Here is a 15,168-nt window from a genome sequence, read left to right as displayed (position 1 = left end):
GCCTGCCAACCACTCAACCATGAGCCTGGCCAGTGTGACTTCGGTCAGGATGGGGCGCCCGCTCAGTATAGAAAAGCCCGCTTGATGGCGGGTTTTTCTTTTGAATTCTTCCTCTATATCCAGAATAACAAATTCAGCAAATTAGTATGCCAAGTTTCTTTGGCGTGTAAATATTCTGGATTGTGTCAGTTATGGGAGTTCCTGAGGTGCGGAGGGCTTGACACGTGCATCGGGTTTACTGCGGAGGAAATTCATTCACCACAGAGTACACAGAGAAAAACTGAGATTTTGGAGCGCGCCTCGCGCGGACTAGTCAGACCCTTTGATTTCGCTCGGGGATGCTTCAAGAGAGGACACGGAGAGAACTACCCCAGGTTAGCCTTCGGCGAACCTGGGGCACCCGCCTGATCTAGAAGTCGTAGCGGAGCGAGAACTGCATACGGCGGGGTGTCGATAATGTAGCGCTGTAGACACCCAGCGTCGGCCCGCTGGTGAGCTGCTGGTTCTGATTGTACGGGCTGTCATCGAAGCGGACCGAGTTGGTCACATTGAAGACTTCCCAGGCAAATTTCAAGGTTCCGTATTCACCGAATCCCCAGCTCTTCGCCAGACCGGAATCGATGCCGAAGACGCCGTCTCCGCGGAAGTTGTTGCGCTGGCCGGCTTCACCCGGATATGGCAACCGGATGGGTCCACCGGTAACGGTGCCGGCATTAATGGCATCCGGGTCGTCGAAGACCTGCGGTACGCCATTCTGCAGGTGCTTGCGCATTTTCACTTTGCCGGTAACAACGCCGTTGCTCTCGATCTCCCAGTTGGTGGTCCATCCAGGCTCGAAGACGCTGAAGGGCAGAGAGCTGGCCCAGCGGTTCAGGCCCGACCACTGCCATCCGCCGAGGAAGGCATCGGCAAAGCGATTGATATCGTGGCCGAACTGTTTGCCGCGTCCAAAGGGAAGCTGATAGACCCAGTCCACGGTGATCAGGTGGCGGGTATCAAAATCTGATGGGGCACGGTTCAACTCCGGCTTCCACGAATTGAGAATCCAGCTGAACAAACCGCTATTGACCCCGTTTGCATTCGGAGTCTCAATCTGGCTGCGTTCGGAGTCTGATCCCATATCAATCGACTTGGAAAAGGTATAGGCAAAATCGAGCGATAGACCGTGGCTTGTGGGATGACGCAGGATGATCTGGCCTGAGTTGTAATAACTGCTTCCAACCGACGCCCAGGAATACAGAGACGAAAACTGGCTCTGCCAGAATTTAGGCAGCTGGCCTGCAGGACATGGGTAGATCGGATCGTCATTCCAGGGCCCGCAGCTGTAGAAGTCGAGATCGCTCAACGCAGTGGTTGCGCCCAGGTTGGAACGGTAAGGAGCCCACTCATTATTGTAGATCGCATCTGTGGCGGTTTCACCCTGTGAGTCGTAATTCGCCATGTACGGAAAAACGTCTTCAAAATACTGGATTGTGGGCACATGAACGAATTGGTTATTGCCGCTGTTAAGGCTGTTCCCGGCGTTCTGATCGACTGCCTTTGACAGCTGCGTGCCTGCCGTAAAGTAGTCACCGGCGCCTTTCGGATCGACGAAGTTGACCGGCTCGGCCAGATCGAGCTGCTGCAGAAGGCGGCGACCAAGACGGCCCATGTAGGCTACTTCAACCGAAAACCCTCCGGGAACCTGACGCTGGACCGACAGATTGAAGGTCTCTGAATAAGGAGTCTTCAAGTGGCTGTCTACACCGTGCGTAATCAGAAAGCTGCCATCCGGCGGGGAGTAGGGGAAGCTGGTGGTGGCTGGCGGAGGCGTGGTTCCTGCAATCGTCGGCAGATTGTGCTCCCCGGTGAAGCGCGGCGAGGTGTTGTAGTGCTGTCCGCCGGCAGGGTTGGTAAGGCTGGTAGAAACGCCAAACGAGCCAAGCTGATCAAAGGAGTTCACAATGCCCTGGCCATAGTGATCGAAAAACAGGCCAAAACCCGCACGGATCGATGTTTTCGAGTCCGGCGAATAGGCGATGGCAAAGCGCGGAGCGAAGTCCAGCTTCGATTTCGGCCAGTATCCCGGCTTGCCGAATTTCGGGCCGCCTGGAGAGAAGCCCATGTCCGGTTCGTAGACTGCACCCTGTGATGCTGCCGCCTGGCGCTGCATGAACCATGCTCCCGTGTCGATAGTGGGGACCACCTGCTGACCGTCAAGTTCATACGGCGTCTGCAAAATCGTATGCCGGATCCCGAACGTGAGTGTCAGGTTAGGCCTGACCTTCCAGGAATCCTGCAGGTAGTATTCAAATTCATTCGCCTTGAAGTGCCGGTTAATGAAGGCGCCATCGCTCAGCAGTGTGCCCTCCGTAGCGCTGGAAATGGCATAGTTGTACCGATTCGTAACGGAGGGAACCGTTCCAATGAGGTTGGCATATGCGATCTGATAGGAGTTGCCAAAGCTGTCATTGACGCCCTCTGCGCCGATTGACGCCGGATCGGGCGGATTGCCGCCAAGCCAGTAGGGGTTGCTGCTCGCTGAACTGTATGAATTGGCGTCAGTGCCGCGGCTGTTGTGAATCAGGCGCCAGTTCACACCGAGCGAGATGGTGTGCGATTTCTTCGTGAGCGTAAAGTTGTCGACGATGTTGTGCACCGGCACACTGACAATCGTGGAACGGGTCTGAGCTGTAGCCGTATCCATAAACCGGAAGCTCACATAATCGCCCTGCCCCACGCCGCGATTGCTGTAGCCCTGGCGTACATATCCATAGCGGATATCGTTGACCATGTTCGGGGTAATCGACCATGTATCGCCTGCCGCCAATCCCTTTGTGTTGTCTTCCCGCAGGGTGGACGGCCCCTGGCCCGGGAACTGCTCAACGCCTGCGGTGGTGTCCTTCTGCAGGTTGCCGCGAACAAAAATCCGATGCGAGGCACTCGGGATATAGTCGATGCGCGCGATAGAAGTATTCTGCGTGGCCGGCGCGGGCGAGGAGAACGAAAATGATCCTGTGTTGTAACCGTCTCCCATAGCGAATCCGTTATTGACTGGAAACTCATTGAAGTAAGCTTCAGCATTGGGGTCTGGTCCCGGGCCCCACGGACAAGTCGATGAGCAACTGTCCATCGACGCAACCTGGCTGGAATTGAGTCTGACGGGGTTTCCAGATGTTCCGACGTACGTCAGGATTCCCGAACGGTAATCTGCCGTTGGAACTTCGCGCGTTACCTGCTGGTTTTCCGCCTGACGCTGGCCTTCATAGTTGCCAAAGAAAAAGAGCTTGTCTTTCAGGATAGGACCGCCGACGGCAGCGCCGAAGGTGTTGCGGATCAGCTTGCCGGGAATATTCGGCTGGCCGCCTGCGAGCTGGGCCTGCTTGTTGAACCAGTCGTTGGCTACAGTAAATGTAGGCCGGTGATATTCGTATGCCGCTCCGTGAAAGCTGTTGGTTCCTGACTTGGTGACAAGGCTGACCTGCGCGCCGGATGAGCGTCCGGCATCGGCATTCGCGCTTCCCGTGGTGACGCGGAACTCCTCTACGGAATCCTGTGTTTCGCGCAGGACTCCGGTGAAGGCATAACCCTGCACCTGATCGTTGTCGTCGAGGCCATCGATGGTGATGTTGCCCTGATCAGAACGCCCGCCGTTGACTGCGCCGGTGCGGCTATCGCCACTCTGGTTCAAGCCCTGCCCCAGATACAGCACGCCGGGCTGGAGCGAGAGCAGGTCGGGCACATTGCGCGCTTCGCTGGGCAGCGCCTGAATCATTGTGTTGTTGACGGAGTCGCCCATGGAGGCGTCGGTCGTGTTCAGCGTCTGCGCTATCGCGCTGACATTGACGACAACAGAACTGGCCTGTACCGACATGGTGAAGGCGATTGTTGCAGGCTGATTGACGAGCAGTTCGGCGGTCTTCGACTGATCGGCAAAACCACTGGCCGTAACAGTGATGGTGTACTTCGCCGGAGGAATCTGGTTGAACTGGTACTGGCCTGCGCTGTCTGAGGTTGTATTCAGCACTTTGCCGGTTGCGCTGTCGGTCAGGGTGATGGTGGCTCCTGGGATCACAGCATCAGATGGATCGGTGACTGAACCGCGCAGAGATGTGTTGGCGGTCTGGCCACGCAGCAACGATGGGATCAGGGACAATAGAAGGGCAATGCAACAGATATGTTGCTTCGTCACAGCTTCCTCCAAAAAAAATCGATCAGAGCCGCTGATCCTGCAGCGGCCGCATTTTTATTTACTCGTTTAGTAATCGGGCAAGACAGGAAACGTCAGGGATTCATGGCTGCTTCCGCAAACAGCATGACAATATCAACGTCGTAACTACTTTGTTGCCTAAATTTACACTAACCAGGCTGGCCGCAAAACAGCATAAATACGTTTTATTGTGAACATAATTGTTCGCAATTCGGCTGCGCTGAACCGTGCCCGATATGCCATCCGGGCGTTTTGATGGGAACAAAAAGTGCTCATGACCGTTACAAATTCCAGGCACAAGAATCCTCTACCGGAGCAGCCTCGTTCTGCTATGGTTTTCTTTTGCCCCGAGATTCCTGCCTCGCAAGAAGGAAGTCCTGCATGAACCGTCATCCCTTCCAGAAAAGCCTTGCTCTTTTCTTTCTATTTAGTTCGCTCTGCGTCTGGCCAGCGTTGTCTCAGTCCGACACTGCCACCACCCTGGACAAATATGCCGGACAGTATCGCATGAACGATGAGCCGGATATCGTGCTCTCTTTCTTTCGCGAAGGCAATCAGCTTGCGCTGGAGGCTGCACGCACACCGCATACGGCGCTCCATTCTGCAGGACAGAATACTTTTGCTGCGGGAAACGGCAATGGCCTGCGCTTTATCTTTGTTACCGATGCAAGCGGCAAAGTTACTGGATTGAAGCGCGTCTCCGGCAGAGAAGAGGCTGCCGGCACGCGCATCAGCGACCAGCCGCAGCACTATCACTTCCGTCCCTATGACCGGAAGGAAGTCATGATCCCGATGCGCGACGGTGTACGGCTGCACGCCGTTATCCTGCGTCCGACGGACACCAACGAGATGCTTCCGCTGCTGATGCAGCGCACGCCTTACGGTGTAGACGGCTCTACGCCGGACTCGATCCATGCGCGCTACACGGAGCTGGCACAGAGCGGCTACATCTTTGTGATGGAAGATATCCGCGGGCGCTATGGGTCTGAGGGGCAGTTTTTTATGAACCGGCCTATCGTCGAGCACCATGATCCTAACTCAACCGATCAGAACATGATCGATGAAACGACCGATACCTATGACACCGTCGCGTGGCTCATCAAGAATGTCCAGAACAACAATGGGCGCGTCGGCGTCATGGGGATTTCGTATCCGGGCTTTCTTGCGATCGAGGCCGGTATTGATGCGCATCCGGCAGTAAAGGCGATTTCGCCGCAAGCTCCGATGACGAACCTGTGGATCGGCGATGACTTCTTTCACAATGGCGCGCTGCGCGAGACATACGGATATGACTATGCCATCGGCCTGGAGACCAGCAAGGAAAACACATTCAGCAAGCTCAGCGAGGACGCCTACGATTACTTCCTCCAGGCCGGCTCGTTTGCCGGAGCGGCGAAGAAATCGGGAGCAGGCAATCTGCCTACATGGCAGGCGTTCTTCGAGCATCCTGCTTATGACTCCTACTGGCAGGTGCGCGCGGTGGAAGCGCATTTGAATAAGGTCACCGTGCCAACGCTCGAAGTGGGCGGCTGGTGGGACCAGGAAGATATGTGGGGACCACAAGCGGAGTATGCCAAGCTGGAGCCGCACGACAAGAATCACGAAGTGTTTCTGGTTCTTGGCCCCTGGAACCATGGCGAATGGGTGCGCACCACGCGCTACCTGGGCGATGTGAGCTTCGGCGCTGCTACGGGAGACCAGTTCCGGGCGCAGATCGAGGCTCCCTTTTTTGCTCACTATCTGAAGGACGAAGGCAGCTTCAATCTTGAGGACACGGCGTCCTTCCAGACCGGGAGCAATCGCTGGATGCGCTACAGCCACTGGCCTCCGAAGGAAGCTGTGGAGCGCAATCTCTATCTGGCGGCTGATGGTTCGCTCAGCTTCAGCAAGCCTAAGGGGGATGACTTCAAGAGCTATGTGTCCGATCCGACAAACCCGGTTCCCTATCGCAAGCGGCCTATTGAGGTTACGTATGCTCCCACAGGATCGGGATGGTACACGTGGCTGGTGCAGGACCAGAGATTTCTTGGCGATCGGAAAGACATCGCTGCGTGGACTACGCCGGTCCTTGATCACGATGTTAACGTTACCGGAGATGTGGTTGCAGACCTGATTGCCTCGACTTCGGGAACGGATTCGGACTGGGTTGTGAAGCTGATCGATGTTTACCCGGATGACCCATCGCTGGGCAAGATGGCGGGAGCGCAGCTGATGATTGTCGACGAGATCTTTCGTGGACGTTACCGCAAGAGCTATGAACACCCGGAAGCGATCCCGGCGGACAAGCCGGAGGAATACAAGTTCAGCCTGCATGGGGCGGATCATGCCTTCCTCAAAGGGCACCGCATCATGGTGCAGGTGCAGAGCACATGGTTCCCGCTCTACGACCGCAATCCGCAAACCTACGTGCCCAACATCATGAAGGCTGAGCCGTCGGACTACAAGCCGGCCACGCAGCGCATCTACAGCGGGTCGCACCTTGTTCTGCCTATGATCGAGAAATAAGCACCCGGGTTATGGGTACTCCGGCTTTCATATTCTTCACTTTTCTTTCGTTTGTGCTTGTCCTCTTTTGACTGATTTTTTGAAGTGTAACTCATAGAACTGTATGGAGTTGCTTCAGAATGGCCGGGAATCCAGCCTGGATATCGATACCATTCCCATTGACTGTCCTTCCTTTTCTGCCCTAAGCTTGCAATGCTTTTCCATTTTTGAGGCCCTTATTTTTACTGGTAAAACCAGGAAAGGACGCAATCCAGTGGTACATAAAAAATTCCCCCTGAGCAGCAGTATGCTGCTCTGTTGTGTCTCGCTCTTGTTGCTCGCTTGTTTCATCACTTCATCAACATTCGCGCAAACCGTTACCGGAAACATCACAGGCACTGTTACCGATGCCAGCGGTGCGGTCATTGTTGGCGCTACCGTCACCGCGCATAACGTCGCCACAGGTGTAGATACGCCCGCCACCACCAATGACGCAGGCTTATACATCGTCCGCTTCCTGCCTATCGGTCAATATCAGGTCACGGTGCATGCCAATGGCTTCGGCGACAAGACCCTGCCGACCTTCTCGCTTGAAATCGACCAGACCGCGAAGTTCAATGTGCAGCTGCAGGCAGGCGCTGCTTCTCAGACGGTTGAAGTCTCGGCGGAAACTGCGCCGATTCTGAACACGAACGACCCGAGCCTCGGCGTTACCTTTTCCACCAATGAGCTCTCAAATGTCCCGTTAAACGGCCTCAACTTCTCCAGCGTAACGCTGTATATGCCGGGCGCGGTAAGCACCAACGGGCCATCGGGAATGAGCGGGGGCAACGCTATCGAACGGAACACGTATTACAGCGGAATTCCAAACGTTAATGGGAATCGCGCCCAGGCAAATAACTACACGCTCGACGGCATTGACATGAATGAGCCGCAGAATAACCTGATCGGCTATAACCCTGCACCTGATGCAATCCAGGAAATAAAGGTCATTACCGCCAATGCCCCGGCTGAATACGGCAATGTGAACGGCGGCGACGTGGTGAGCGTGCTCAAGAGCGGGACGAACCAGTTTCATGGCGGAGCATACTACTTCCTGCAGAACCAGAACATGAATGCCAATTCATGGTTCAATAATCACTCTACGCCGATCATCCCGATCAACCCTTATACGCAATCGCAGTTTGGGGGCACCATCGGCGGTCCCATCATCCGTAATAAGCTGTTCTTCTTCGGTGACTATATCGGTGCACGCGAACACACTGGGGGCATCGACCATTACAGCGTGTTCACGCAGGCCATGCGCAATGGCGATTTCTCAATCCTGGCGAATCCACCCTGTCAGACCGGATCAACCGGCCCAAACTGTGCACGGAATACGCCTATCCAGCTTTACGACACGCAGAATAACTTTGCGCCCTACCCCAACAACCAGATTCAGGTTTTAAATCCTGTTGCCAAGTATCTTTTCGCGCATCCTGAAATCTATCCGTTGCCCAATGCAACGCCGAGTGATGGTGTTGCAGCCAACAATTATCAGGGATCTCACCGCAGCTTTATCGTGAACAATCAATTTGACGTAAAAATCGAGTGGGACCCGCGCACAGCCGATAAAATTACTGGTTTTTATGGACAGTCCCTTGCACACGATGGAAATGTGCCTGTGCTGGAAATTGTCTTCCCATCACAAAACAATTTCCCTACCCATCTCGGCGGGGCAAACTGGGTACACATCTTCTCGCCTGAGATCGTCAACTCAGCTCGCATTGGCTTCACCCGCGTCTTCTGGACACAGAACGAATCGAGCGATACGGCCGGCAATTTCGGGCTCACAGGAAACGCAAAAGTCGGGATTCCCTTTGGAACGCAGCTTGCTCCAGGCTATTCAGGCCAGACCATCAGCGGCGGCCCGAATGCCGGTGGCAACCCAGACTTCAACGGATCCATCATTGATAACACCTTCAGCTATGTCGATAACCTGACATGGCAGCACGGCCAGCATCTGTTCAGCATGGGAGTGCAGGCCATCCGCTACCAGAACAACTACATCACCAGCAATAATGATGGATTCCTCGGCTCTTTTGGCTATACAGGTCAATTCACCAGCAGCGTGCTTCCCGATGCAGTCAATGCCGGGGGATCTGGCGCGGCCGACTTTGTTCTCGACCGCGTAAGCAATGCGCAGGTTACATCCCAGGGTGTGTTTGTGGGGCAGCGGCAGTGGAGAACCGCCGGATTCTTCCAGGATGACTGGAAGGTGCTTCCAACCCTGACCCTCAACCTCGGCCTTCGCTATGAATACGACCAGCCATGGTATGAGGTGAATAACAAAACAGGAAACATTGATTTAAGCACGGGCACAGTGATCTATGCCGGAAGAATTCCAGCAAACGCCGCTCCCGGCGCACAATTGTGCAGCAATCGTGCATGCTACAACCCGACCTATGACCAGTTCATGCCGCGCATTGGATTCGCATGGCAGGCAAAAGACCGCCTTGTCGTCCGCGGCGGCTACGGTGCAACGAGTTTCTTTGAAGGGAGCGCCGGGAACCAGCGACTGACTTCTATCTATCCCTTTATTCAGGCAACGGCTGTAAGCTCGATCGCTCCAGCCGCAGCTACTTCCACCACTCCAGCCAGTGGCGGTACGCCCCGCACGGTGGAGGATGGCTTCACTTCCAGCTCATCGGCAGTCAATTTCTCGGGCTCGCAGTACAGCGCGTGGCCAAAGAACATGCGCCCTGCATATATACAGGAGTGGAGTCTGACCACTGAGTATGCCTTGAACAGCACCACCTCGCTGCAGGTGGGATACCTCGGCGAACAAGGCCAACATTTGATTGACTACGGCAATGTCAACCAGCAGCCTGTTCCCGATCCCACTTTCTCATCCGCTCCATATGCAAATGTCGGCACGGGCAGCGCTCTCGGTCCGGTTGGCGGCCAGGGAAAACTGCTCATCACCGAATCCCGCGCGATGATGAACTACAACGCTCTGCAGGCGGTCCTGCGCAAGCGCGCGAGTCATGGCCTTGAATACACGCTGAATTACACTTACAGCAAGTCCATGACAAACAGCCTGGGCAATTACGCCCTGAATGTCAGCGGATTCAGCGGAGCATTCCAAAACTATTACAACAGCACTGCTGACTACGGCCCATCAGGAACAGATGCAACCCACAATTTTTCAGGACTCGTGGTCTATGCGCTTCCGTTCGGACGCGGCAGGGAGTTTGGTTCGGGGGTAAACCGCTTCGTCGATGCGGCAATTGGCGGATGGTCGATCTCAGGCGCCGGAGTTGCTTACTCCGGATTTCCGGAGACGATCACCGGTCCCGGCGGAAGCCTTTACAACAGCTATGGCCAGGAGCGCGCCAACCAATACCGCAGACTCCATGTTGTACATCGCACCATCGACAACTGGTTCGGGACAGATCCGTCAGCTACCCCTTGCCAGGTGGGCGGCACAGACAATGGCTCCTGCGCGTATGGAGCTGCTACGAGCGCGACCTTTGGAACCGCATCCAATGGCACCCAGCGTGGTCCTGACTTTAAGCAGGTCGATGCCGCGGCGTTCAAGGATTTCCACATCACGGAACGCCAGTCGGTGGGCTTTCGCGCGGATGCCTTCAACGTCTTCAACCTTGTCAGCTACGGCAATCCGGATACGGGCGTGACGGATTCGACTTTCGGCAATATTTCAAATCAGGGCACGCCTACACGATCATCAGCACGAAATCTCCAACTCTCGCTGCATTACAACTTCTAACCAATTGCTGTTGCACTTTCTCAGGCGCCGCGGATGTAGCCGCGGCGCTTTTTGTCTGGATCGCGCCCTTCTCCGGCAGGGGCTCACCCTCTATTCGTTATGATGGAATTCGTACTGTCTTCAGCAATCAGCTCTGTCATTCAGAATGGATTTGTGTGCACCAGGGAAGAATGCCAACGACTCCGGCCAACAGAAAAATCATTTACGTGGGAGACATAGGCGCTCCCGGGACTTCGACATACCGATTTATGAGCCTGCAGCGGCTTGGGCAGCAGGTTGTCTCCTACAGCCCGATTCCATATCTGTCTAAGTCACCTCTCCTTTCTAAAATCCGCTACCGGTATCCTGTAGGTCCTCTCATCTCGCGCGCGAATCGCGAACTTGTGAAAATGGTCAAGGCGCAGAAACCGGATGTTGTGTGGTTTGACAGGCCTCTAATCTTTACCCTGGAAACCATCCGTGAAATCAAGTCAGCCGGGGCATTGACTGTCTGCTATAACCAGGACAACCCTTTTGGCCCACGCAACGACGGCTGCTGGATGCAGTTCTACAAAATATACAGACACATAGACCTGCATTGCCTGCTGCGAACCGTGGACATACCGCGGTACGAGCAGTGGGGCCTGCCCTTTGTGAAGGTGCTGCTCAGCTATGAGCCAACGGCGCACTTTCCACCGCCTGCTCCATGGAGCGATTCTGATCGTACACGGGAGGTCTCATTTACGGGCAGCCCGTATGATGATCGTCCAGAATTTCTCCGTGCATTGGCTGAGACCCACAAAGTACCTGTCCTCATCGCAGGCGGCGGCTGGCAGAAGATTCCGAACGCAGAACGTTACGCGAAATATGTAACGCATCCGGCTGTTCTAGGCGCCGATTACCGCGAGATGATCTGGAAATCGAAAATCAATCTGGCGTTCGTCACCCAGTCCAACGAGGAAGATGTGGGCCATAAGTCTTTCGAGATTACCGCGTGTGCATCGTTTCTGCTCGCGCTGCGAACGCCTGGACATCTGGAAGCATTTGAGGAGGATAAAGAAGCGGTCTACTTCTCCTCTATTGAAGAGTGCGCTGACAAATGCCGCTTTTACCTCAGGAATCCTGAGGCGCGGCAGGCTATTGCCCTACGCGGACGCGAACGCGCGTCGAAGTCCGGCTACGACAACGATGCACAGCTCAGAAAAATCCTGCTCAAACTGGATGGCATCGAAGAGCCGGTTATTTCTTAGCAGTGGGCTCGTCCACGGTGATGTATTGGCTGCCCTTCACGTCTTTGAGCGTCTGCACAATTCCGCTTGGCCAGCGGATTTCTATGCTCTGCGCGGCTGTGTCCTTGCCTAGTCCGAAGTGCACGCGCGGATCGCTCGATGAAAGATAGCCGACGGTGGTCGTCACTGTTCCCCACTGCGGGCCTGCGGACGTGGTGAGCTTCACCACAGCGCCGATGCCATCGCGGTTGCTCTTATGCCCGATAAGCTTCAGGCCAAGCCAATGGTTCGTGGTCTGCGTTTTGTTGATAAGGATATGGGCGGGGCCGCCGTTTTCCGTCACGACTGCATCGAGCAGGCCATCATTGTTGAGGTCGCCAATCGCCATGCCGCGGCCTACCCAGCGTCTGGTAAAGACGTCGCCTGATGCAGAGGAGACATCGACGAATTTCTTTCCGTCGATGTTGCGCGCCAGCAGCATTGGCTCCCGATAGTGGAGCTGCGGAAAGGTCTTCTCAATGGTGTCGAGATCGTGACCCTGCGCGATCAGCAGGTCTTTCAATCCATCGTTGTCGTAATCGAGAAAGCGGATTCCCCAGCCGGAGTGCAGCAGCGTCATGCCTCCGACGCCGGAGGTGTAAGTCGCGTATGTGAATGAGCTGTCGCCGCTGTTCTGGTAGAGCGCGTACTTCTGGTTGGCGAGGTTGGTGATGATCAGGTCGGGGAGGCCGTCGTTGTTGTAATCCGAAAAATCGACGCCCATTCCGGCGTAGGTGCGGCCCTCGCCGTCGACAGCAATCTCAGACTCAAGTCCCACTTCTTCGAATGTTCCATCACCTTTGTTATGGAAGAGGAATTCGACCATCGAATCGTTGGCTACGAAGATGTCGATGTGGCCGTCGTGGTCGTAGTCGGCGATGGCGATGCCCAGCGCCTTTGCCGGTTTGTCGAGGCCGAGCTTGTGCGCCTCTTCGGTGAAGGTGCCGTCGCCGTTGTTGTGATAGACGAGCATGGCGATGGGCTGAAAGACATCCGGATGGCAATAGCCGCGATAGCCCTCGCGATGCTCACCGCACCAGACATCATCCCAGTCCCACTGGATATAGCGAAGGACTACCAGATCGAGCAGGCCGTCGTTGTCGAGATCCACCCACGCCGCACTGGTTGACCAGCCGCTGCCTTCGACGCCTGCCTTCGCGGTTACATCCGTGAATGTGCCGTTGCCGTTGTTGTGGTAGAGCCTGTTTCCGCCATATGCGGTTACGTAGAGGTCTTCGTAGCCGTCGTTGTCGTAGTCTGCAACGGCAACCCCCATTCCATAGCCGACGCCCTGGAGTCCGGCCTTCTCCGTTACGTCTTCAAATGAGCCGTCTGCTTTCTGATGGTAGAGGCGGTTCCAGTACTCCGGGCCGGTTTTCTTCGGGATGGTGCCTTTTGGCGTGGGATCGCTGAAAGGGGCGCCATTGACGAGAAACAGATCGAGGCGGCCATCGTTGTCATAGTCGAAGAGCGCTGCACCCGATCCCATTGTCTCGATCAGATACTTCTTCGATGTGTGCGGCGCCTGGTGCTCGAAATGCGCGACAGCAGGGTCGTTTACTTCGACGAAATTGCCCGGAACAGGATTTGCGGCCTGCGAATAACAACTGATCGGCAAAGCGAGTCCCAGAAGAAGAGCGCCGGCCACGTACCTCATTTCTTCGCTTTTGCCTCTTTGCCCGAAAGCTCTCCCACGATGCCTTTGCCTTCCTGCACCGTGTAGATGCGATCGACATTCGGTGGATTGATTTTCTCCACGGCTCCGCTGGGCCAGTGGATTTCTACCTGGTCGGCCTTGGAGGAGTCGCCCAGTCCGAAATGCACGCGCTGGTCATTCGAGGAAAGGTAGCTGCCGCCGCTGATTACATCCTGACGCTGCCGCACGGCGCCAGTTGTAACGTACACTGATGCGCCGACCGCATCGCGCGGGCTCTTTGGCCCGCCAACGAGCTTGAACGTGATCCAGTGATGCGAATCTGCGCTTACATTGCGCAACAGCAGAGGAGCGCCGTCCATCACGCTGACAACTACGTCGATCTTGCCGTCGTTGAACAGGTCGCCGAAGGCAGCACCACGTCCGGGAACAACGGCTGCAAGCCCCGTGTTCTTTACGGGCGGCACCAGCTCGAATTTCTGTCCCTTGTTGTTGTGATAGAGCAGAGGACGCTCAGCGAAGGTCGTACCCCAGTCCTGCTTGTCGACCTGTGGGTACACATGGCCGTTCACCATCAGCACATCCGGCCAGCCATCATTGTCGTAGTCAAGGAATCCGACACCCCAGCCGAGAAAGGAGATGGTGTCCTGCGCAATGCCGGCATGATAGCTGACGTCAGTAAAGTTGCCATCGCCGTCGTTGTGATAGAGCACCTTGTAGTCGTCGGAAAAATCCGTCGCCAGCAGATCGAGGCGGCCGTTGTTCTGGTAGTCGCCAACGCCGATACCCATGGCCGCGATCTCGCGCCCGTCCTGGTTCAGGGCAAAGCCGGAGGCATAGCTGTCATCCTCAAATGTGCCGTTGCCCTTGTTGATGTACAGATAGTTCGGCGTTGAGTCATCGCCGACGATCAAGTCTATCTTGCCGTCGTTGTTTACGTCGGCAAAGATGCCGGTGAATCCGTAATAGCCGTTGGGATCGCTGACGCCCGCCTTCTCGCTTACGTCAGTAAATGTGCCGTCGCCGTTGTTATGGAAGAGATGGTCGCGCTCGCCCTTGAGGCCGCGGGGGCCGCACATCACGCTGACTCCGCGGAACTGGCAGAAGTTGAAGGAGACGGCCTTCGATCCCGGCGCGGGAGGACTGCTCATGTCGTAATGCACGTAGCCAGGCACGAAGAGATCGAGCTTTCCGTCGCCGTCGTAATCGCCGAAGGTTGCGCCTGTAGACCAGTTGCCCAGTGTTACGCCAGCCTTTTCGGCTACATCGGTAAAGGTTCCATCGTGATTGTTGTGGTAAAGACGGTTCTTGCCATAGTTGCTGACGAAAATATCCGGCCAGCCGTCGTTGTCATAATCGCCAATAGCCACGCCGAAGCCCCAGCGGTCGTTGGTGACTCCGGCCTTCTCGGCAACGTTAGTAAATGTTCCGTCATGGTTGTTATGGAAGAGCGCGGCGTGCGGTGAGGCAGCCTTACCCTGCATGGCTTCATACGTTGAACCGTTGACCAGATAAACGTCGAGCCAGCCATCGTTGTCGTAATCGATGAGGCCGACGCCGGAGCCATTCGTCTCGATGATGAACTGCTTTTCGGGAGTGCCCATGGTGTGCCGCCACGTTGCGAGCCCGGATTCCTTTGTCACATCCTTGAAGACGACCGGCCCGCTGTCGACGAAGCCGCCGGCAGTGATAGGGCGGTTCTGGGCATCGCGCACCGGGGCATGAACGCCGCCGGTGCTGTTGCCTCCCATTGGGGTCTGCGGAGGCGGAGAGTCCTGGCCATAAACCAATCCGGAGAAAAGAAGAAACGAAAGGGCCATGAGCA

General features: G+C 55.8%; 6 protein-coding genes. 3 read left to right on the top strand and 3 right to left on the bottom strand.

The window, feature by feature from the left end; genetic code table 11:
* Window positions 1–409: 409 nt before the first annotated feature.
* Window positions 410–4,171: an outer membrane beta-barrel protein gene (locus AC5S16_RS16360; protein ID WP_493931167.1), complete on the bottom strand. Its 3,762-nt coding sequence runs from the start codon at window positions 4,169–4,171 to the stop codon at window positions 410–412.
* Between the two features lie 399 nt (window positions 4,172–4,570).
* Between AC5S16_RS16360 and AC5S16_RS16355 the strand changes: the two genes are divergently transcribed.
* The 3 genes from AC5S16_RS16355 (at window position 4,571) to AC5S16_RS16345 (ending at window position 11,671) form a co-directional block, all read left to right on the top strand.
* Window positions 4,571–6,694, top strand: coding sequence for a CocE/NonD family hydrolase (locus AC5S16_RS16355; protein WP_493931166.1), 2,124 nt, complete (start codon window positions 4,571–4,573; stop codon window positions 6,692–6,694).
* A 286-nt stretch (window positions 6,695–6,980) separates the two neighbouring features.
* Window positions 6,981–10,442 (top strand): carboxypeptidase-like regulatory domain-containing protein, encoded by a 3,462-nt coding sequence (locus AC5S16_RS16350; RefSeq protein WP_493931165.1) that lies wholly within the window; start codon window positions 6,981–6,983, stop codon window positions 10,440–10,442.
* A 170-nt stretch (window positions 10,443–10,612) separates the two neighbouring features.
* Window positions 10,613–11,671 carry a CgeB family protein gene (locus tag AC5S16_RS16345; RefSeq protein WP_493931164.1) on the top strand — a complete coding sequence of 353 codons (1,059 nt, stop codon included), beginning with the start codon at window positions 10,613–10,615 and terminating at the stop codon, window positions 11,669–11,671.
* Here the strand turns inward: AC5S16_RS16345 and AC5S16_RS16340 are convergent.
* Window positions 11,661–13,346, bottom strand: coding sequence for a CRTAC1 family protein (locus AC5S16_RS16340; protein WP_493931163.1), 1,686 nt, complete (start codon window positions 13,344–13,346; stop codon window positions 11,661–11,663). The genes AC5S16_RS16345 and AC5S16_RS16340 overlap by 11 nt on opposite strands.
* On the bottom strand, window positions 13,343–15,094 hold the full coding sequence (locus AC5S16_RS16335) for a CRTAC1 family protein (RefSeq protein WP_493931256.1): 1,752 nt from the start codon (window positions 15,092–15,094) through the stop codon (window positions 13,343–13,345). The genes AC5S16_RS16340 and AC5S16_RS16335 overlap by 4 nt, the downstream gene beginning before the upstream one ends.
* Window positions 15,095–15,168: the final 74 nt, after the last annotated feature.

Source organism: Acidobacterium sp. FHG110202_01 (genome assembly GCF_059115305.1).
This window is presented reverse-complemented; position numbering and strand designations above follow the sequence as displayed.